The organism is Muribacter muris (assembly GCF_004569585.1).
Taxonomy (GTDB): domain Bacteria; phylum Pseudomonadota; class Gammaproteobacteria; order Enterobacterales; family Pasteurellaceae; genus Muribacter; species Muribacter muris.
The window spans coordinates 104,610-126,188 of sequence record NZ_SPPA01000005.1; the positions used below are offsets into that span (position 1 = coordinate 104,610).

The following is a 21,579-nucleotide window of genomic DNA, read 5'->3' on the forward strand; positions in this document are numbered from 1 at the left end:
AACAAAGAGATATTGAGTACAATATCTCTTTTTTTGTGCAGGAAAATTAGCCAGACGTGATAAAACGATACTGAATATGGTGGCGATAAATCTCGCCGGCTTTGCTGATGCCGCCTAACATCTGCCATTCAGGGTGGTTTGGCGTATCGGGCAGTACGCCGGGTTCAAGGGCAACGCCCGCATAATCGGGGTAAGTACCTTGAGTATAATTTGGCTGCCCGTCTAAGAAATTGCCGGTGTAAACTTGTAATGCCGGTTGTGTGGTACGGATTTCAAGGCGGATATTATCGGCACTGAGTACGGCATCGGGCGGACAAGCGGTGAGATCTGCCGATTTTTTTGCAAGTAAAAAAGCGTGATCGTAGCCTTTAACACATTGTTGATCGGCATCACGCAATAGATCTTGCCCAATCGGTTTTGGACTGCGAAAATCAAAGCCGGTCTGTGCCACGCTTTTTAATGTGCCGTTTGGAATGCCTTCTTGGCAGACGGGCAGGTAGGTATCCGCATTGATCTGCAATAAATGCTGATGAATGGTCGGAGCATTTGAGAGGTTAAAATAAGCGTGATTGGTCAGACAAAGTGGCGTGTCTTGATCGCTGACGGCATAAAAGCAAATATCAAGCTGATTATCCGTCAGCCAATATTCTACGGTCGCGGTAACTTCGCCGCCAAAGCCTTCCTCACCGTTTGCAAAGATGCGGCTGAATTTGACCGCTTGTGGTGTTGCGTATTCCACGTGCCAGCGCTGTTTATCCGCTCCCATTGTGCCGCCGTGCAGATGATGTTTGCCGTTATTTTGTGTCAGTTGATAAGTTTGACCGTTAAGACAGTAACGCCCGTGGGCAATCCGGTTAGCGTAACGCCCGATGGTTGCACCGAAATAAGCCGTTTGGCGATGCCAATTTTGCGGCGTTGTGCCGACTAACAGTTCCCGTATCTCATTTTCTAAAGTGAGCTGACAAGAGAGCCAACTTGCACCGATGTCCGCCAGTGTAATTTTTAGCCTGTCATTTTCCAGTACATAGAGATTCATTTTTCCCCCTTTGAATATCGCACAGGCTACGCTGTGCTTAGATCAGTTTTACCCCATCGCTTGCGGTACAGAGGTAAAACGTTTCTTGAATACCGGTCTGTTTTTGATAGTTTTCCGCAATTAAGCGGCGTAGCGGTTCGACCTTGTGATCCGGTACTAAACAGACGATACAGCCCCCGAAACCGCCGCCGGTCATTCTCGCTCCCCCGTCTTTACCGATTGCGACTTGGGCTAGTTCGACCAAATAATCAATTTCCGGAATCGTGATTTCAAAATCATCACGCATTGAATCGTGTGATGCTGCCATTAGTGTGCCGAGTGTTTGCATATCTCCTGATTTGAGTGCATCAGCGGCAGCTAAGACCCGATGATTTTCGCTGATAACGTGTTTGGCTCGTTTGTAAGCCAGTTCATTAAATTGTTGTAGTGCCGATGCCCGTTCGCTAAATTGTTCGGGGCTGACATCTCGTAAGGCGTTCGCCCCAAAGAATTGGGCAGCGATTTCACACTCTTGACGGCGGCTATTGTATTCGCCCGTTACCAAATCGTGTTTGACATTGGAATTGATGATCGCAATCGCATAGCCTTGCGGCACAGGCGTTGGCGTAATCTCAAGGGAACGGCAGTCAATCATTATTAAATGATCTTTCTGACCCAGTGCCGAAGTGAGCTGATCCATATTGCCACAGTTTGCGCCGACAAACTGATTTTCAGCTTGCTGACCGATGAGGGCAATCTCGGTCAAAGAGAGCGACAGATCGCCTAGCACTTGGCAGGTCTTGCCGATCGCAATTTCAAGTGCCGCCGATGAACTTAACCCCGATGACATCGGCACGTTACTCGTCATAGCAATATCCGCTCCCTGTACAAATTCAGGGCAACGGGCTTGAATATAGTGGATCACCCCCCGCACATAGTTTTTCCATTTATCTTCGCTGTGGGGAAGCGGTTTTTTAATATCAAAAGCGTCCGTTTCGTGAATATCAATAGCATAGACCCGCCAAATACTGTCGTCCCGTGGGCTAAAACTGACCGCCATTCCGTAGTTAATCGCGCAGGGCATCACAAAGCCATCATTATAATCGGTATGTTCCCCGATAATATTTACCCGCCCCGGTGCAAAAACCGTTCTCTGTGCAGGGTAGCCGAAATGTTGCTCGAAAGCTGTATTTGAAGCGATGATTGGAGAAGAGCTTGAAGTCATAATAATCCCTTTATAACGCAGTAGTGTGTTTATAGTGAATGTCTTGGCTGACGGCAAGTAGGCGTTCGGCGGCTTGCTCGGGAGTAAGATCCCGTTGCGATTCCGCCATCATTTCATAGCCAACCATAAACTTACGCACGGTTGCCGAGCGTAACAGCGGCGGATAAAAATGCGCGTGCAGTTGCCAGTGAGATTGTTCGGATTGACGGAAAGGGGCGAAATGAAGCCCCATTGAATATGGGAAGCTGATGTTAAATAGGTTATCGTAGCGGGTGGTTAGTTTTTTTAATGCTAAGGCAAAATCGGCTCGTTCCGCTTGATTTAATTGTGTGATAGAGGTGAACTGCTTTGCTTTCGGCAGTAATAGCGTTTCAAACGGCCAGCTTGCCCAATAAGGTACAACAGCGATCCAATCCGCCGTTTCTACGACAATCCGCTCTTTTAATTGTAATTCCCGCTGGGCATAGTCGAGTAATAGCGGCGATTGATATTGGGCGAAATAGTCCGCTTGGCATTGGTCTTCAATGGCTAATTCATTCGGGAGAAAATTGCTTGCCCAAATTTGCCCGTGAGGGTGAGGATTGGAACACCCCATCATTTCCCCTTTATTTTCAAAAATTTGTACCCAGCGGTAACGTTCGCCCAACTCATTAGCTTGCATTTGCCACGTTTGAATGACTTGCTCAATTTCGGTATTGCTTAATAACGGCAAGGTTTTGCTGTGATCGGGGGAAAAACAGATTACTCTACTTTCGCCTTGAGCGTGCGCACATTTGAACAGCGGATCATCGTGGCTACTCGGGGCAGGGGTATCCGGTAATAAGGCAGAGAAATCGTTGTGGAAAACAAAAGGCTTTTGATACGCCGGATTTTGCTCGCCGGTGATGCGTTTATTACCGGGGCAGAGGTAACAGCTCGGATCGTAACTGGGCTTTTCGTCTTGCACCGGTGTTTCTTGCTGTCCTTGCCACGGACGTTTTGCCCGATGAGGCGAAACGAGAATCCATTGATTTTTCAATGGGTTAAAACGGCGGTGAGGGTGATCGTTGAGGATAAAGGCTTCGCTCATAATACGCTCTTTAAGTTTTAATTGAAATGGAGAGAGTATAACCAAAGGCAGATAAAGATTATGTGAGCGAGATCACAAAACCGCAAGAAATTCCACCATAACAAGCGGTCGGCTTGGAAAGAGATTAGGCGATGTTATGGATTAAACGCACAAAATAGACCTTTCAATATCATTGTAGGAACGCTGGTGATCAGGCAAGGTCAAAAGATGATAACGGGCACAAGCCTTGTGCCCCCAGCTACTGCGCAATCTTTAGCCCGATGCAACTGCCCATAATATCGGCATTTTATACGATATTATGGGCAGTAGAGCAATCATATTGGTTGGGTTAGAGATTGCCGTTTTTGATATTTTCAAGCATTTCCCAGCGTTCAAATGCCTGTTCCAGTGCCATTTCCGCTTCCGCCAGTTTTTGCAGTTGCGCTTGGGTGTAAGCGGGCGTTTGGCTGAAGAAATCGGCACGATTAACCTCTTGTTGCAGGCTTTCAATCTCGGCTTCTAGCTGTTCCATTTGTGTCGGTAACGCCTCTAATTCCCGCTGTTCTTTATAGGATAGTTTCACCTTTTTAGGCGTTTCTTTGGCTTTTGCGGCAGCAACAAGCGGTGGGTTTTCCGCAGTTTTTTGCAAGATTTTCTCGCTATCTGCCCGCTTGTTTTGAGCTTGAGCGGCGAAGTAATTTTCCTGCTGCTGTTTAGCATCAAAATAGCCGCCGACATATTTATTGACTATGCCGTTGCCTTCAAACATAAAACATTCGGTAACGGTGTTATCCACAAATTGTCGGTCGTGGCTGACGACAAGCAGAGTGCCTTGATAATCGCTCAACATCTCTTCAAGCAATTCCAAGGTTTCCACATCAAGATCGTTGGTCGGTTCGTCCAAAATCAATAAATTATTCGGTTTGAGCAGTAATTTTGCCAGCAATAAACGGTTACGTTCGCCGCCGGATAGGGCTTTAACCGGCGTCATTGCCCGTTTCGGCGGGAATAAAAAGTCCTGTAAATAGCCGAGAACGTGGCGTTTTACGCCGTTGATCTCGACATCTTGCTTGCCGTCTGCCACGTTGTCCATTACGCTTTTTTCGGGATCAAGCTCGGCACGGTATTGGTCAAAGTAAGCTACTTCTAATTTTGTGCCGCAGCGTACTGTGCCGGCGGTCGGTTGGATTTCGCCGAGCAAAAGTTTAATCAGGGTGGTTTTGCCGATGCCGTTTGCGCCGATGAAAGCGATTTTATCGCCTCGCAAAATCGTGGTAGTGAAATTTTTGAGCAGCGTTTTGCCGCCGATTTCGTAGCTTGCATTGTCTAATTCAAACACAATTTTGCCGGAGCGGGCGGTGTGATCGAGTTGAATTTTTGCCGTACCTTGCACTTCTCGGCGGTTGCGTCTTTCTTCCCGCAGGGCTTTTAAGGCGCGAACCCGCCCTTCGTTACGGGTGCGGCGGGCTTTGATGCCTTGTCGAATCCACACTTCTTCTTGGGCGAGCTTTTTATCAAACAGTTCGTTTTGTAACGCTTCAACCCGTAAATCTTCCGCTTTGGCAACGAGATATTCATCGTAGTGGCTTGGATAAGAGACTAATTTCCCGCGATCGAGATCGACAATACGGGTTGCCATTTTGCGAATAAAAGCACGGTCGTGGGAAATAAAAATGATCGCCCCTTTGAAATCCAACAATAAATCTTCCAGCCACGCAATCGCGTCAATATCCAAGTGGTTGGTCGGCTCGTCTAGCAAGAGTACATCGGGATCGGCAACCAACGCTCGAGCGAGTGCGGCACGGCGTACCCAACCGCCAGAGAGTTCGCACAAACGTTTTTCGGGATCAAGTTCTAGCCGTTTGAGCGTATCTTGAATGCGGTTTTCAAATTGCCAGCCGTTGGCGTGTTCGAGCTGTGCTTGAATATCGGCGAGGCGGGTCATCAGTATTTCGCTGTAATCGGTCTGCATTTGCTGCGAAATATGGTGATATTGCTTTAGCAGATCGGCTAAATGGGCGATGCCTTCGGCGACGTAATCAAACACGCTGTCTTCGATATGGCGGGGCGGATCTTGCTCAAGACGGGTAACGACAATATCTTTTTCAAATACCAATTTGCCGTCGTCCAGTTGCACTTCGCCTGCCAGCACTTTCATTAAGGTGGATTTGCCCGCACCGTTGCGTCCGACCAAGCACACACGTTCACCCGATTCAATATGTAGCTCGGTGTGATCGAGTAGTGGGTGGTTGCCAAAGCCAAGATAGGCGTGAGAAAGGTTAATCAGAGCCATAATATTTATGAAATAATGAATAATTTGCAAATTTTAGCAGGTTTCCCGCCGCTTGTAAGCGGTCGGTTAAGCGGAAAACTTTACAATAATTTTCTTAGACAAACCGAAGATTGCATACTACCATATAGCCGACTTTTTCTTTGAGCAGCTTGTGATGACCGAAAATCGTAAATTCCAAACCATTGCCATTGTCGGCAAGCCCCGCCACGACATTGCGTTGCAAACCCATTTGGCTGTGTATAACTGGTTGAAAGATAGGCAATATAATGTGTTAGTGGAAGCGAAAATCGCCCAACAGCTTGAGCTGCCGAATGCGACCAGTATCAATGAAATCGGGGAATGGGCGGATTTGGTGATCGTGATCGGCGGCGACGGCAATATGTTGGGCATTGCCCGCCAGTTGGCAAAATACCGTGTGCCGCTCATTGGTATCAATCGGGGCAATTTGGGATTTTTGACGGATATTGCCCCCCAAACCGCTTTTGAGCAACTGCATAGTTGCTTAGAACGCGGCGAGTTTATGATTGAAGATCGCTTTTTGCTTGATGCCCGCATTGAACGTAATGGCAAGGTGATTGAATCGAATAATGCCCTTAACGAAGTGGTGCTGCACTCTAGCCAAATTGCCCGCACCATTGATTTTGAGGTGTATATTGACGGGCGTTTTGCGTTTTCGCAACGCTCGGACGGGTTAATTATCGCCACGCCGACCGGCTCAACCGCCTACTCACTGTCAGCGGGCGGGCCGATTTTAACACCGAATATGAATGCGATTGCTCTCGTACCAATGAACCCGCACAGCCTTTCTTCCCGCCCTCTCGTAGTGGACGGCGACAGTGTGATTTCGCTGCGTTTCGCTCAATATAATCAGCCGAATTTGGTAATGAGCTGCGATAGTCAGCATCTGCTGCCGTTTGAAACCCAAGATCGCATTATTGTGCAGAAAAGCCCCGACAAGCTGAAGTTGCTACATCTCAAAGATTATAACTATTTCAATGTGTTAGGCTCGAAATTAGGTTGGTTGAGCAAATTATTCTAGCCGTTGATAAATATTCTGCGCATAAAGCACCTCGCCGATTTGCTCGGCGTTTTTCTGTTGCCCAATCCACTCAAACCCGCAACGTGTTGCCACTTGATTGCTGCGGAGATTATGCACTGCACATTTGAGTATATAGCGGCTGAAATGGGTTTTGGTTGCTTCAATCAGCCTTATCACGCCTTGGCTGACAATCCCCCGCCCTTGATAAGTCGGTGAAAGCCAATAGCCGATATGTGCCGTTCGGTTTTGCCAATCAATTGCCGGATTAAAACTGAGCGTGCCGACCGCCTGCCCTTCAACACAAATCGCCCAAACATAACCGATACCCTGTTCGGCTTCCTGCTCGCATTTTTTGACGAACAGCGCTGTGTCGCTTAATTGCGTATTGAACGGCGTCCAGTTCACAAATTGACAAAGATAATCACGATGGCGATCAATCTGTTGGAAAAGTGAAGCTGCGTGCCGACTATGCAGTTTTTCTAAGCGAGTATCGGCAGTTACCACAAGTGTGTCGGGGGGTGTTTGGCTCATCTTTTTGCCCTGAATAGATTGAAAAAGGGTTTCACCTTATCACCAAACTGCTGAAAATAAAATCAATTTTCGTGGGTTTTATCGCTTATCTCGGCAAAAGTGTGAGAAATACGAGGGAAAGAGTTCAAAAGCCTGTGAATTTATGTTATCAATAACTTTCACGCTCATTATAAATAGAATGAATAGGACACAACATTATGAACGGTGCAAAATTAACGGTTGAGTGCCTTAAAGCCCACGGTGTAACCACGGTGTTTGGTTATCCGGGCGGGGCGATTATGCCGACTTATGATGCCATTTATGATTCCGGCTTGGAGCATCTTTTATGCCGCCACGAGCAAGGGGCGGGAATGGCGGCTATCGGCTATGCCAGAGCCAATAAAACAGTGGGAGTGTGCATTGCGACTTCCGGTCCGGGGGCGGCAAATCTAATTACCGCCTTGGGCGATGCACTGATGGATTCGATTCCGGTAGTGGCGATTACCGGACAGGTCGCCAGTCATTTGATTGGCACGGACGGTTTTCAGGAAGCGGATGTATTGGGGCTGTCTTTAGCCTGTACCAAGCACAGCTTTATTGTGCAAACGATTGACGAACTGCCGGAGATTATCGCCAAAGCGTTCCAAATTGCCCAAAGCGGTCGCCCCGGCCCTGTACTGATTGATATTCCCCGTGATATTCAGTTGGCACAAACCCAAGCCTCGCCGATTGTGTTGCCTCTTGATAAACCGGCGGCTTTAAGTGCCGAGAAGTTGCAACAAGCGGTCGAATTACTGCAAAAATCGGCAAAACCGATTGTCTATGTCGGTGGCGGGGTGGGAATGGCGAATGCCGAGCCGGCATTGCGTCAGTTTTTAGCGATCACCCAAATTCCGAGCGTGTCCACCCTGAAAGGGCTGGGAGCAATTCCTGCCGATACCCCGTACTATATGAGTATGATCGGAATGCACGGCACAAAAGCGGCAAACCTTGCAACGCAAGAAGCAGATTTATTATTGGTGTTCGGCGCACGTTTTGATGATCGGGTTACCGGTAAATTGAGCGAGTTTGCGCCGAATGCTAAAGTCATTCATTGCGATATTGATATTGCCGAACTGGGCAAATTACGCCGTCCGGACGTTGCTTTGCAAGGGGATTTGGTACAGGCTTTCCAAGCCTTGTCGATCCCGTTGGATATCGGTGAATGGCAAGCCCACGTTACCCGACTCAAGCAGCAATTTGATGTTCAATATCAGCAAAATAGCGGTGATGAGCCGATTAACCCGTGGTGGCTGCTCAATACCCTCTCTGAGAAAAAAGATCCGCATAATGCGATTATTGTTACCGATGTCGGACAGCACCAAATGTGGTCGGCACAGCATATTAAGCATTATGCGCCGACTAATTTCATCACTTCCGCAGGCTTCGGCACAATGGGATTTGGTTTGCCGGCTGCGATCGGCGCGAAAAAAGCGCGTCCGGACGCCGAAGTGATTGTGGTAACCGGCGATGGCTCGATTATGATGAACATTCAAGAGCTTGGCACACTTGGGCGGGCAAACACACCGATTAAAATTGTGTTGCTGGATAATCAACGGCTGGGAATGGTACGCCAGTGGCAAAACCTCTTTTTCAATGCCCGTTTCAGCCAGACGATTTTAGATGATAATCCAGATTTCGTTGTGTTGGCATCGGCATTCGGCATTCCGGCAGAACGGATCGAAAAAGGCAGCGAAGTCAGTGCAGCGTTAGATCGACTGCTGAACAGCCCGTCAGCTTACTTATTGCATATTTGCATTCCGCAGGAAGAAAATGTGTGGCCGCTCGTGCCGCCGAATGCGTGTAATGCGGATATGTTGGAGGAATAAAATGCAGCGTTATCAATTAGAGATTAAAGCGAACAAACGCCCTGAAGTGCTGGAGCGTTTGCTGAGAGTGATCCGCCACCGTGGATTTGAAGTGTGCCATTTAACGGCGGAAGTTGATGAAAATCGTGTAACGGTTCAGGTAACCGTGCAGAGCGAACGGGAAAGGGCATTATTGGTGCATCAGCTCATCAAACTGCCCGATGTAATGGACATTCAGTAACGGCAAGCGGTGAGTTGTTGAATAAAATGTGCAATATTATGTAGCAGTTGCACAAATTTGTTTTTTGTTCACTTGTAGGAACACTGCGTATGTCCGGATTTTAACCTATTGAAATAATTTGATTTTTATAAAGGACACACGCAGTGTGTCCCTACATTCTGTTAAAATGTCTATTTTTGTGCATTTGCTACATAGTACCGAAAATGTACAAAATTCCGTAATTGTCTCAAAGTAAAGGACGCTCGGTCGAGCGTCCTTTTTCTTGGGAAACTGTTATTTTTTCTTGGTTTTTGTGCCGGATTTTTTCGCTTTCTTCGTCCCCACTTTGTGTGCTGTTTTAGCTTTTTTCGGCTTAATGGTGGCGACTTCCTTAAAAACAGCAACGGCTTTTTTGGCTTTCTGCTTAGCGGTTTTGCCTTCGCTTTTTGGCTTACGCAGGCTGGTAATTAGGGCAAAGTCGATTTTTTTATCGTCTAAATTCACTCCGATTACGTTAACTTTTACCGGATCGCCCAAGCGATACATCATTCCGTTAGCGCCGACCAGCCGTTGCCGTTCATTATCAAAATGATAATAGCCGTTATCCAAGGTGGAGATGTGGACTAGCCCGTCAATTAACAATTCATTGAGTTTTACAAATAAACCGAAGCCGGTAACGCTTGAAATGACCCCGTCAAAGGCTTGCCCGATATGATCCTGCATATATTCGCATTTGAGCCAATCGGCGACTTCACGGGTTGCCTCGTCCGCACGCCGTTCCGTTGCAGAGCATTTTTCGCCAAATTGTTGCATATCCTCAAATTTATAGTGGTAACCGCCACCGTCCGTGTAGTAGCGAGTATTGCCTTTTTGCTTTTCAATCAAATATTTGATCGAACGGTGCAGCAGCAAATCGGGGTAGCGGCGAATTGGCGAGGTAAAATGGGCGTATTGGGTCAGCGCTAAGCCGAAATGCCCCTCGTTTTCCGGTGAATAGACCGCCTGTTTTAGAGATCGTAACAGCATTGTTTGGATCAATTCTCGATCAGGGCGTTCCCGTATTGCGTCTAACAACTTGGCATACTCTTTCGGCGTGGGCGTTAGCCCGCCGTCTAATGTCAGTCCGCACTCTTTGAGAAACAGTTTAAAGCCGGTGAGTTTTTCTTCGCTAGGTTGGGCGTGAATACGGAATAATGCCGGCTCGTCCGCTTCTTCGACAAAACGTGCCGCCGCAATATTGGCTAAAATCATACATTCTTCGATGATTTTATGGGCATCGTTGCGGATCAGCGGTTCAATACGCTCAATTCTGCCTTGCGGATTAAAAATAAACTGGCTTTCAACCGTTTCAAACTCAATCGCTCCCCGCTTTTGGCGGGTTTCGACCAAGGTTTGATACATTTGATGCAAGGTATCCAAATGCGGTATGAGATAAAAATAGCGCTCACGCAGGGTTTCATCGCCGTTTAGAATATTGGCGACCTTCGTATAAGTTAAACGAGCGTGGGAGTTCATCACCGCTTCGTAAAAACGGAAATCGGCGAGCGTACCTTTAGGCGAGATTTGCATTTCGGCAACTAAGCAGAGCCGATCGACTTGCGGGTTGAGGGAGCATAGCCCGTTTGACAAAATTTCCGGCAGCATCGGAATTACCCGATTTGGGAAATAAACCGAGTTACCCCGCTGTTGCGCCTCAAGATCGAGCGCCGTTTTAGGGCGGACGTAATAGCTCACATCGGCAATTGCCACCCATAATCGCCAGCCTTTATCCTCTTTTTGACAGAAAACGGCATCGTCAAAATCCCGTGCGCTTTCGCCGTCAATCGTAATTAACGGTAAGTGGCGGAGATCGACTCTTCCCTGTTTTGCCTCCTCCGGTACCTCTTCCGAAAATTGACGCACTTGCTTTTCCACACCTTCCGGCCAACTATGCGGAATGTCGTGGTTGCGTAATGCAATCTCAATTTCCATTCCGGGGGCAAGATTATCGCCTAAAATTTCGGTGATAAACCCGACAGGGCGTTTAAAATCCGCTTGGCGTGGCTGCAATTCCACCACCACGACTTGCCCCATTCTCGCACCGAGGCGGTGCTCCTCCGGAATTAAAATATCTTGGTTAATCCGACTGTCGTCCGGCACAACATAATTGATTCCCGATTCGGTAAAAAAGCGCCCGACAATTTGTTTTTTACGGGATTCCAGCACTCGCACGATTCGCACTTCCTTACGCCCACGCCGATCGACCCCGTTGGGTTGAGCCAGCACAAAATCGCCGTGCATTACCCGTACCATTTGCCCGTTTGGGATAAACCAATCGTCATCGCCTTCCACTTGTAAAAAACCGTAGCCGTCCCGATGCCCGATAACTGAACCTTTGAGTAAATCCATTTTTTCCGGCAAGGCGTAACGGCGGCGTTTGGTAAACACTAATTGCCCGGCTGTTTCCATTGCTCGTAAACGGCGGCGAATGGCTTCTTGGCGTGCTTCATCGTGAATTTGAAAAGCGGCAAGCAGTTCCTCTTTACTCATTGGCGCATCATATTCCCGAATGGTTTGTAAAATAAATTCCCGACTAGGGACAGGGTTATCGTATTTTTCTAATTCTTGTTGATAGTTTGGATCTTGTTTCATTATCTCTCTCTAAAATGTATTGAATAGTATTTGTTGGAATGCGAAATGGAAAATCGACGCTAGCACATTGACGCTAGGATAGAGGCTAAATATGTCAATTTGATGACACCTCGTATTCTAACACACCAAACCGCACTTGTACGAAAAGTTTTCCCGACAAGCTACAAGCGGTCGATTGAGAGCCTTTGTTTGCAAAACAACAGCACTATCCGATCTTTGCAGTGAAAATAGCGTTTGCAAATTTTCTCGTGAAACGACCTGCTTGTGCCGACTTTACGTTGTCTTGCGAAATAATCTCGGCATTTTTACCCAAATTGGTGAAATAGTTGGCTGAATTTGTGATGTTGTTCACAATAAAATAACAAATTAAACAAAAATAAAACAATTAAGTTGGTTTTTGCGATATTTATTGCCACAATGCGTGCGTTTTCGTTAAGAGAGGGCTTTGCGATGAAATTTATTCAAATCCGTTCCGAGATTGGGGCGGGGAAAATCGGCACAACAGCGGGCGTAGATTGGCTTTGGACACGTTATCAGCAGGAATACGGCGAAACGCCCTCGCACTGTTTCAGTTTGCAGACGGTGAGCGATTACAAATTTGCGGAGGCGAAATATATCGATACGCTCTGCCAGTTCTTCCGCCGGCAGGTTGTGCCGCCGTTAAGCGAAATAATCGCTCAAGCGGCATTGCCGATTGTAATCAGCGGCGATCATTCCAATACGATTGCCACTTTGTCCGCCCTGTGCCGAGCCAACCCTGACAAGCGGATCGGCGTTGTTTGGATTGACGCCCATTGCGATTTGCACACGCCTTTTACCACGCCGTCAGGTAATTTACACGGAATGTCGTTAGCCGCCGTTACCCGCCAAGATAATTTAGCCGCCCAAAGCCGTCAGCCGAGCGAAATGGTACAGGGCTTGTGGCAACAACTGAAAAAACTCGCGCCCGAAAGCTGTGGGATTCAACTTTCGGATCTCTGCTTTTTAGGGCTACGCAGTTACGAAGCGGCGGAAAAAGCCCTGCTTTCCGAGCATTCTATTCCTCACTTTTCGGTAGAAGAGATTCGCCAAATCGGGCTGGATAACGTGTTGAATATGGTTGCACAGCAATTTGAAGCGGTGGATTTGCTTTATGTTACCTTTGATGTCGATGCGTTGGACGCCGAGTTAATTCCGTGTACCGGCACACCCGAACCGAACGGCTTTCGTGAGCAGGAAGTGGCACAGATTTTGCAAGCGGTGCTTGGTTCACCTAAACTGGCAATGTTTGAAATCACCGAGCTGAACCCGGCTCTTTCGGTGAACTCGCAAGATTATGAACGGGTTTACCGCCTGTTTAAATTTGCCGTCCAGTGTTGCAAGCGGTCGGTTGGGCAGTAAAGTGTGCAATAAGCATTTTATGAATTAGAAATCTAGCCGTCTAGATTGCGAAAACGTGGCGTTTTGATTAAAATAACGCCCGTTTTTTATTAGCATTAGGAAGATAAAATGGCAGATTGGAACGGTGAATATATTAGCCCTTACGCAGAGCACGGCAAGAAAAGCGAGCAAGTGAAGAAAATTACGGTATCCATTCCGATTAAAGTGTTGGAAATTTTAACCAATGAACGCACACGCCGCCAAATTAAAAATCTTCGCCACGCCACAAATAGCGAGCTGTTATGCGAAGCCTTTTTGCACGCGTTTACCGGTCAGCCGTTGCCGACTGACGATGATTTAATGAAAGAACGCAATGATGAAATTCCGGAAGACGCCAAACAACAAATGCGTTCAATGGGCATCGACCCTGATAATTGGCAATATTAATTTATTATAATTTCTGTCCCCGTTTGTATGGGGATTTTTTAAAACCTAAAATTTATGGGAGGAAACAATGAAACACTCACAAATTCACCGAGAGGTGATCTGGACGCTCTGGCTGACGCTGTTTTATGTAGTCGGCTGGGTCGGCTGCGCCTATTTTTCACCGAACGGGCAAGGCTGGCTCGGCTTTCCGCTTTGGTTTGAGCTGGCTTGCGTCTATTTGCCGTTGGTGTTCATTTTGTTGGTTAGCTTGGTGATTAAAACAATTTTCCAAGAGATTGAGTTAGAGGGAGAGGAATAATGAATACACAATTAATATTCCCTCTGATTGCTTACTTAGTTTTTGTGTTCGGCGTGGCATTTTATGCCTATCGCAAACGGCAGGGCGGCAGTTTTATTTCCGAATATTATGTCGGCGGGCGCTCAATGTCCGGCTTTGTGTTGGCGATGACCACCGCAGCGACGTATGTCGGGGCGAGTAGTTTTATCGGTGGGCCGGGGGCAGCCTATAAATACGGCTTGGGCTGGGTGTTGCTGGCGATGATTCAAGCGCCGGCAGTGTTGCTTACTTTAGGGGTTGTCGGCAAAAAGTTAGCGATACTTGCCCGCCAGACCAATAGCGTAACGATTAACGATATTCTGTTTGCCCGCTACCAAAATCGTGCAGTGGTGTGGCTCTCCAGTTTGGCATTGCTACTTTCGTTTTTTGCGATGATGACGGTGCAATTTATCGGGGCGGGTAGGCTGTTGGAAACCACGCTCGGCATTTCCTACCAAACCGCTATTTTGATTTTTGCAGTTACCGTGGGGCTTTATACCTTTATCGGCGGCTTTAGAGCGGTGGTTTTAACCGACACCATTCAAGGCTTGGTGATGATTGTCGGCACATTGTTGCTATTAGGCGGGGTGATTTATGCGACCGGCGGCGTGGAAAATGCGATTGCCCAGCTACAAGAGATTAACTCTCAACTGATTGAACCATACGGGATTGACGAACGTCCGCTGGATTTCACTTTTATGACCTCGTTTTGGGTATTGGTCTGCTTCGGGCTAATCGGTTTGCCGCCTCTTGCGGTGAGAAGTATGGCGTACAAAGACAGCAAAGCTCTGCACCGCGGATTAATTATCGGTACGATTGTGGTCATTTTGCTGATGTTCGGTATGCACTTAGCCGGTGCTTTAGGGCGTGCCGTGTTGCCGGATCTCAAAGTGGCGGATCAAGTGATTCCGACCTTGATGTTGCAAGTGCTGCCGCCGGTTATTGCAGGGATTTTCTTAGCCGCACCAATGGCGGCGATAATGTCCTCGATTGACTCGCTGCTGATTCAATCGTCTTCGACACTGATTAAAGATCTCTATTTAGCTATCCGCCCGAAAGCAATGGATAATGAAGGTAAAATCAAGCTATTTTCAACTCTCACGACGCTCTCAATCAGTGTCCTGCTCGTATTTGCGGCGATCAACCCGCCGGATATGCTGATTTGGTTGAATTTATTGTCATTGGGCGGTTTGGAAGCGACTTTCCTTTGGGTGATTGTGTTCGGGCTGTTCTGGAAAAAAGCAAATGCGACAGGGGCGCTTTGCTCAATGATTGGCGGCTTGGCAAGTTATGTGTTGCTGACGAGCTTCGGGATTAAGATCTTCAATTTCCACACAATTGTGCCGGCATTAGTGATCGGCTTAGTGGCATTTTTGATCGGTAACCTGTTCGGTAAAAAAGCGTAACCGCCAAAAATGAAGGATTAAGGGCACGCTCGGCGTGTCCTTTCACTTTTCAACAGATGGATTATTAAGGGAAAATGGCTCTTTTTTATTCTGATAAACGTGCAAAAAAAGTGGCTCAACCGACCGCTTTGCAACGTTTTGCTGTGCAAGCCTTAGATTATCAGGGATTGGGCGTAGCGAAATTAAACGGCAAAACGTGGTTTATTGAAAATGCACTGCCCGATGAAGTGGTGGATGCCGATATTCTGGAGGAAAAACGCCAATACGGACGGGCGCAAGCGGTCAGATTTATTCAAAAATCTGCAAAACGCCAAGATCCGCATTGTGCCGTGTATCACCAATGCGGCGGTTGCCAAATGCGCCATATTCCGATTGAGCTACAACGGGATACCAAACAAAGCACGCTTTTTCGCCGTTTGCAAACATTACAAGCCGAGCCGATTGTGTGTGAGCCGATGCTGGCGGGCAATGCCGCCCGTTACCGCAGACGAGCGAAATTCAGCGTAATGTGGGAAAAAGGTCAATTCGTGATCGGCTTCCGCCAAGCCGGCTCACACGCAATTATTCCGCTGCAAGATTGCGATGTGTTAGAACCGGCATTAGCGGCACTATTGCCGCCATTACAGCAACTGTTTGCCGCTTGGCAGCAGAAAAAGGCGGTCGGGCATATTGAGCTGGTACGGGCGGATAACGGTGTCGCGATATTGCTCCGTCATATTGGTGCATTGAAGGAGGCAGATCGAACACATTTGCTGGCGTTTGCCGAGCGTTATCGTCTAATGCTGTTTGTGATGACGGATAAAGATCAGCTTGAGCAGTGGTACGGCGAGCCGCCTTTTTACACCATTAACAGCTTGAAATTGGGTTTTTCAATTCGGGATTTTATCCAAATCAATGCCGATCTTAATGAAAAAATGGTGGCAAAAGCGCAAGAATGGTTAGCATTAACCCCGCAGGATCGTGTGTTGGATCTGTTCTGCGGAATGGGGAATTTTACGTTGCCGTTGGCGAGATCGGCGGCACACATCGTTGGGGTGGAAGGGGTTGAGGCAATGGTGGAGCAAGCCCGTGAAAATGCGCAACGTAACGGCATCGGCAATGCGGCATTTTACCAAACGGATCTTGATCAGCCTTTTATCGATCAGCCGTGGGCGGCGCAACCTTTTAATAAAGTACTGCTTGATCCGGCTCGGCAGGGTGCCTATTTTGCGTTGGCACATTTGTGCCGTCTCGCACCGGAACGCATTGTTTACGTCTCTTGCAATCCGGCAACGCTAGTTCGAGATTCAGAGAAGCTGATCCAGCACGGCTACCGCTTGGCGAAATGTGCGATGATCGATATGTTTCCCCATACCGCCCATTTGGAATCTATCTCACTTTTTGTGAAAAAGTAGCGCACATTGGCAAGAAAAGCACGCAAACAGACCGCTTGCCGATGATAAACCAGAAAATGCCGCCGCTTTACAAGAAGGTTTTTGGTAGTTTGCGGAAAAAGTGGTAGGATAACGGCATTTTATTTTTGAGAAATCGGCATAATGACAGAGACATTGAGAATTGCGACCCGCCAAAGCCCGTTGGCATTATGGCAGGCGAATTTTGTGAAACAGGCGTTAGAACAGCATTTTCCAAACTTAGCCGTTGAGTTGGTAACGATGGTTACCAAAGGCGATATTATTTTAGATACGCCACTTGCCAAAATTGGCGGAAAAGGCTTATTTGTCAAAGAATTGGAGTTAGCTTTGCTGGAAGGCAGAGCCGATATTGCCGTTCACTCAATGAAAGACGTGCCGATGTTTTTCCCCGAAGGTTTAGGCTTGGCGGTGATTTGCGAGCGGGAAGATCCGCGAGATGCGTTTGTCTCCAACCAATATGCGAGCTTGGCGGCGTTGCCGGCAGGCGCAGTGGTGGGAACATCCAGCTTACGCAGACAGTGTCAGTTAATGGCGGCGTATCCGCATTTGCAGATCAAATCGTTGCGGGGCAATGTCGGCACGCGCTTAGGTAAATTGGACAATGGCGAATATGATGCGATTATCCTTGCCGCAGCCGGTCTGATCCGATTAGGTTTAGCCGAGCGTATCCGCAGTTTTATGCCGATCGAACAATCTTTACCCGCCGCAGGGCAGGGCGCAGTGGGAATTGAAACCCGCCTCAACGATACGCGTATTCTCAATTATATAAGCGTCTTACACCACCCCGCAACGGCGGCGTGTGTGATGGCGGAACGGGCAATGAATACCCGTTTACAAGGCGGCTGCCAAGTGCCGATCGGCGGTTTTGCCCGATTAAACGGTGAGGACATTCAGCTTGATGCGTTGGTCGGGGCATTAGACGGTTCAACTATTATTAGAGCCGGCGGGCAAGGGCGTATCGATCAGGCAGTACAATTAGGTGAAGCCGTTGCCGAACAACTGCTTGCGCAAGGGGCGGATCGCATTTTAGCAGAAGTCTATCAGGATTAAACAATGAACGTATTAGTTACACGTCCGGACAGCCGAGGCGAACAATTAGTGGAAATGTTGGCAAAACAGCATATTTTTGCCATTCATCAACCGCTTTTTCGGCTTGAAGCGGGGCGTGAGCTATCACAACTGCCTTCGGCATTATCCCGCTTGAATAGCGGTGATTATGTGTTTGCGGTTTCAAAAAATGCGGTGGATTTTGCTGATGATACCTTAAAACATACCGGCTTTAAATGGCGTTCGGATCTGCGCTATTTTGCAGTAGGGCAGGGAACGGCACAGCATTTTGCCGCCCGTAGCGAACAAGCGGTGCGTTATCCGTTAAAATCGGCAAATAGTGAAGGTTTGTTGGCATTACCCATAATGCAGGATTTAACCGGCAAAACCGTGTTAATTTTACGGGCAGACAGCGGACGGGCGTTTTTTGCCGAACAAGCCCAACAACGTGGAGCAAATGTTCACATTATTGAATGTTATCAACGGGTGAAATTAGATACCGACTTAGCCGAACGGCTCAGTTTGGCGAAACGGGCGGGCATTGATACGATTATCGCAACCAGCGGCGATATTTTAACGTTTTTAGCCGAGCAAACCGCTGATGCCGATCAGGCGTGGCTGAAAGCGTGCCGATTAGTCGTGGTCGGCAAACGGGGAGCAGCGATTGCCCGTCAGCTCGGTTGGCAAGCGGAAAACATCTTGATTTCCAATCAAGCGGATAATCATAGTTTATTTGAAATGCTAAACGCAAATCGATAAATTTAACTGAAAACAGGTGGGAACTATGTCAAAACAGAGAAAACAACCAAATATCAGCGAACAAAGCGAACAAGACGTGGCGCTTGTATCTGATAACCAAGACGCACAAACAGAACAAGCGGTTGAATCGGCAGAGGATTTTGCAAAAAAAGTAGAAGAACCGACCGCTTCAACGTCAGATAAGGCGGAAAACACGAATGAGCCGTCAAAGCCAATGCCTGCGAAAGAGAAAAAATCCGGCGGCAAAGGCATTGCTGTCTTAGCGTTATTGATTGCGCTAGGTATTGGTGGGGCAGGGCATTTCTTTGCCAATAAAAAATTTGCCGAAGTTGAGGCGCAGTTGCAAGCCGTGGAACAGAAAGCGATGCAAAATCAGCCGCTGCAAACGGCGGTAGAACTGCCGAGTTTTGAAGCGGAAAAAGCCCAAATTGCGAAATTAGTTGGTGATTATCAGCAATCGTTAGTTCGGGTCGAACAACTTGAAAAAGCCCAAACGGCTTACACGCAGCAAATTCAGCAGTTGCAAGCCCAAATTCAAAAATTAGGCTCAAATCCGACCGTTGAACCTTCGGTATGGTTACTATCCGATGCGGATTTTCTGTTGAATAACGCTTTGCGTAAAATGGTGCTGGATAACGATATTGATACGGCGAAAAGCCTGTTGATTGAAGCGGATAATGTGTTGAGCCAAGTCAATCAAAACGGGGTATTGGCGGTGCGTGAGGCAATTAAAAACGATCTCACTCAATTAGCCAGTGTCAATAATGTTGATCAAAACAATTTAATGCAACGTTTGTCCCAACTGGCAAACTTAGTGGACGATATGCCGTTGGTTGATGTTGAAGATAGCAAAGCGGAAAGCGGCGAGGTCAGCGGTTCACTAGAGGATTGGCAGCAAAACCTAGAGAAAAGCGCCAATTCGTTTTTGAGCCATTTTATTCGTGTTAGTGATAAAGGTGCAGTAAATGATAAGGTCTTTGTTGCACCAAATCAGGAAATCTATTTGCGGGAAAATATCCGCCTGCGCTTGCAAATTGCCATTTTAACCGTGCCACGTCAGCAAAACGAACTGTATAAACAGTCCCTTGAAGCCGTTAGCACTTGGGTGAGAAGCTATTTTGAGGTGAAAAATAGCAATGTCAAAACATTCTTAAAAGAGATTGACGATTTGATCGAACAATCGATTTATGTAGATGCGCCGACCCGTTTGCAAAGTTTGACTTTGCTCGATCAACTGTTGAATAAAACGCCGAAAGCGGTTGAGAAAATCCAGTTAGATGAAAATAAATCACTGGCGGAGTTAGCGGTTGAGCCAACGGCAGCGGGGCAAACGGAAAAAGCCGCCGAGCCTGCTGCGGAAAAACCGGCTGAACAACCCGCTCAAACCGAGCAGCAATAACAAGGGAGAATAGGATTATGTTTCGTGTACTCTTTTTAATGCTTTTGGTGCTGGCGGCAATGCTTGGTGCGCCTTATCTTGCCGGTCATCAGGGCTATGTCAGAATTGAAGCCGGCAGCACCGTGATCGAGATGAGCCTGGTGATGCTAGTGGTCTTTTTTGCCGCTGCAATGGCGGTCATTTATCTCTTGGAATGGGTGATTTCCCGCTTTGTGAGATTAAGCCGGGGTTCTTACCACTGGTTCGGTAATCGGAAACGCCGCAAAGCGCAGCAACAAACCCTCGAAGGCTTGATGAAAATGACCGAAGGCGATTATGCTAAAGCCGAGAAATTGATCGGAAAAAATGCGAAGCACTCCGATGAGCCGATTTTAAACTTTATTAAGGCGGCAGAGGCGGCACAACAAAAAGGTGATGATTTAACCGCCAATAAATATCTTATTGAGGCGACCAAAATTGCCGGTCCGAATAATGTGGCGGTTGAACTTGCCCGCACCCGTATTTTGTTGCTACAAGGCAAATTACCGGCGGCCCGCAGTGCAGTGGACAGCTTGCTTGAACTTGCACCGAATAATACTGACGGCTTGCGTCTTGCGATTGATATTTACCAAAAATCGAAAGCATATAAAGCACTTGATAATGTGTTAGAGCATATCGGTCAGCGTAATTTCTTGTCTGCGACCGAGTATGAGGCATTAGAAAATCAAGTAAATGAAGGCTTGCTTGATGAAATTATGAATGAAGAAGGGCAAGAAGGTTTACTGAAATGGTGGGATAACCAACCGAGTCGCCGTCGCCGTTCCGTTCCTCTGCGTGCCACATTGGTTAAACATTTAATCGCAACGGACGATCACGAATCGGCAGAGCAAATTGCGTTGGAAACCGTCAAGAAATTTGATGATGAACAACTTGCACCGTTTTTCGAACAACTTACCGCTTTACAGGTCGATGACGGTAGTAAGTTACTGAAAGTCTTAGAAAAGCGGGGACAAAAAGCGAAAGAGCATTACAGCGATGATTACGCCAGAGCGTTGGGCTATCTTTATGCCCGCCAAAATGCATTTGAAAAAGCGAAAAGCTATTTTGTACAGCTACTCGATCACCAAGAGTGCGTCCAGAAAGATCGCATTATGGCACTGTATGTGGCGGAACAAACCCACGATAATCTGCTTGCTCAACGCCTGAAAGAAGAAGATCTCAAAGAGGTACAAGTCGAGGCAAAACCGGTGGAAGAAATTTTATCCTTACCGGAAACTATTGAGCAAAAATAATAGGTATTGTATTGATTACCTTAAAGTAATTAGAATTTATTTTTCTAGAAGCTAATTAACCTATAAAGGCTGATTTTGAGTTTTTCAAAGTCAGCTTTTTATTGAGTTTTTAAAATTGATTTATAAAAAGAAGAAAAGCTTAGATAAAAACAAAGAGGATATTGTGTGAACTGTGTATTTTCTCGGGATGATGTGTTGATGTTTGAACCCAGTTCATTTGCATTTGGTCGAACAGTGCATAACCGCTAAGCACAGCTATCACAGCAGATATTGGATGTATAGAAATGATTCAATACACAGTAAAATCAGCATTATTATAAAAAATTATCAATTAT

18 protein-coding genes are annotated in these 21,579 nt (G+C 47.1%); 12 read left to right on the forward strand and 6 right to left on the reverse strand.

Translation table 11 applies throughout. From position 1 onward, the window contains the following. Nucleotides 1-46: 46 nt before the first annotated feature. The 4 genes from E4T80_RS03600 to E4T80_RS03615 all read right to left on the reverse strand — a co-directional run bounded on the left by E4T80_RS03600 (nt 47) and on the right by E4T80_RS03615 (nt 5,581). Nucleotides 47-1,054 (reverse strand): galactose-1-epimerase, encoded by a 1,008-nt coding sequence (locus E4T80_RS03600; protein WP_267899459.1) that lies wholly within the window; start codon nt 1,052-1,054, stop codon nt 47-49. 19 nt (nt 1,055-1,073) lie between these two features. Then, nucleotides 1,074-2,240: a galactokinase gene (gene galK / locus E4T80_RS03605; protein WP_135055026.1), complete on the reverse strand. Its 1,167-nt coding sequence runs from the start codon at nt 2,238-2,240 to the stop codon at nt 1,074-1,076. 10 nt (nt 2,241-2,250) lie between these two features. Beyond that, entirely contained in the window at nt 2,251-3,309 is a 1,059-nt protein-coding gene (gene galT, locus E4T80_RS03610) for a galactose-1-phosphate uridylyltransferase (RefSeq protein WP_135055028.1), read from the reverse strand. A gap of 328 nt (nt 3,310-3,637) precedes the next feature. Then, nucleotides 3,638-5,581, reverse strand: coding sequence for an ABC transporter ATP-binding protein (locus tag E4T80_RS03615; RefSeq protein ID WP_135055030.1), 1,944 nt, complete (start codon nt 5,579-5,581; stop codon nt 3,638-3,640). A 154-nt stretch (nt 5,582-5,735) separates the two neighbouring features. Here E4T80_RS03615 and E4T80_RS03620 point away from each other — a divergent pair, with 154 nt between their 5' ends. Beyond that, nucleotides 5,736-6,620 (forward strand): NAD(+) kinase, encoded by an 885-nt coding sequence (locus tag E4T80_RS03620; protein ID WP_047976451.1) that lies wholly within the window; start codon nt 5,736-5,738, stop codon nt 6,618-6,620. Here E4T80_RS03620 and E4T80_RS03625 read toward each other — a convergent pair. Continuing rightward, on the reverse strand, nt 6,612-7,151 hold the full coding sequence (locus tag E4T80_RS03625; protein ID WP_135055034.1) for a GNAT family N-acetyltransferase: 540 nt from the start codon (nt 7,149-7,151) through the stop codon (nt 6,612-6,614). The two genes, E4T80_RS03620 and E4T80_RS03625, sit on opposite strands and share 9 nt — an antisense overlap. A gap of 197 nt (nt 7,152-7,348) precedes the next feature. On the opposite strand from E4T80_RS03625, the gene ilvG reads away from it, so the two are divergent. Both ilvG and ilvM read left to right on the forward strand, forming a co-directional pair. Further along, the gene (gene ilvG, locus E4T80_RS03630; RefSeq protein ID WP_135055036.1) at nt 7,349-8,998 is read left to right on the forward strand and encodes an acetolactate synthase 2 catalytic subunit; all 1,650 of its coding nucleotides are present in this window, start codon (nt 7,349-7,351) and stop codon (nt 8,996-8,998) included. Nucleotide 8,999: 1 nt separating this feature from the next. Beyond that, nucleotides 9,000-9,218, forward strand: coding sequence for an acetolactate synthase 2 small subunit (gene ilvM / locus E4T80_RS03635; RefSeq protein ID WP_135055038.1), 219 nt, complete (start codon nt 9,000-9,002; stop codon nt 9,216-9,218). Between the two features lie 273 nt (nt 9,219-9,491). Here ilvM and rnr read toward each other — a convergent pair whose 3' ends face one another. Further along, nucleotides 9,492-11,828: a ribonuclease R gene (rnr, locus tag E4T80_RS03640; RefSeq protein ID WP_135055040.1), complete on the reverse strand. Its 2,337-nt coding sequence runs from the start codon at nt 11,826-11,828 to the stop codon at nt 9,492-9,494. Nucleotides 11,829-12,278: 450 nt separating this feature from the next. On the opposite strand from rnr, the gene E4T80_RS03645 reads away from it, so the two are divergent. The 9 genes from E4T80_RS03645 to E4T80_RS03685 all read left to right on the forward strand — a co-directional run bounded on the left by E4T80_RS03645 (nt 12,279) and on the right by E4T80_RS03685 (nt 21,244). Further along, entirely contained in the window at nt 12,279-13,208 is a 930-nt protein-coding gene (locus tag E4T80_RS03645) for an arginase family protein (RefSeq protein WP_167740688.1), read from the forward strand. Between the two features lie 108 nt (nt 13,209-13,316). Then, on the forward strand, nt 13,317-13,634 hold the full coding sequence (gene metJ / locus E4T80_RS03650; protein WP_135055044.1) for a met regulon transcriptional regulator MetJ: 318 nt from the start codon (nt 13,317-13,319) through the stop codon (nt 13,632-13,634). Between the two features lie 67 nt (nt 13,635-13,701). Beyond that, nucleotides 13,702-13,932 carry a YhdT family protein gene (locus E4T80_RS03655; protein WP_135055046.1) on the forward strand — a complete coding sequence of 77 codons (231 nt, stop codon included), beginning with the start codon at nt 13,702-13,704 and terminating at the stop codon, nt 13,930-13,932. Next, on the forward strand, nt 13,932-15,356 hold the full coding sequence (gene panF / locus E4T80_RS03660; RefSeq protein ID WP_135055048.1) for a sodium/pantothenate symporter: 1,425 nt from the start codon (nt 13,932-13,934) through the stop codon (nt 15,354-15,356). Before E4T80_RS03655 ends, panF begins: the two co-directional genes overlap by 1 nt. A 74-nt stretch (nt 15,357-15,430) precedes the next feature. After that, nucleotides 15,431-16,750, forward strand: a complete 1,320-nt coding sequence (gene rlmD, locus E4T80_RS03665; RefSeq protein WP_135055050.1) for a 23S rRNA (uracil(1939)-C(5))-methyltransferase RlmD — start codon at nt 15,431-15,433, stop codon at nt 16,748-16,750. 141 nt (nt 16,751-16,891) lie between these two features. Further along, complete coding sequence (hemC, locus tag E4T80_RS03670; protein ID WP_135055052.1) at nt 16,892-17,818, forward strand: hydroxymethylbilane synthase; 927 nt, start codon at nt 16,892-16,894, stop codon at nt 17,816-17,818. A 3-nt stretch (nt 17,819-17,821) separates the two neighbouring features. Next, on the forward strand, nt 17,822-18,574 hold the full coding sequence (locus tag E4T80_RS03675) for a uroporphyrinogen-III synthase (RefSeq protein ID WP_135055054.1): 753 nt from the start codon (nt 17,822-17,824) through the stop codon (nt 18,572-18,574). Between the two features lie 25 nt (nt 18,575-18,599). Beyond that, nucleotides 18,600-19,973, forward strand: coding sequence for a uroporphyrinogen-III C-methyltransferase (locus E4T80_RS03680; RefSeq protein ID WP_135055056.1), 1,374 nt, complete (start codon nt 18,600-18,602; stop codon nt 19,971-19,973). 17 nt (nt 19,974-19,990) lie between these two features. After that, entirely contained in the window at nt 19,991-21,244 is a 1,254-nt protein-coding gene (locus E4T80_RS03685; RefSeq protein WP_135055058.1) for a heme biosynthesis protein HemY, read from the forward strand. Nucleotides 21,245-21,579: the final 335 nt, after the last annotated feature.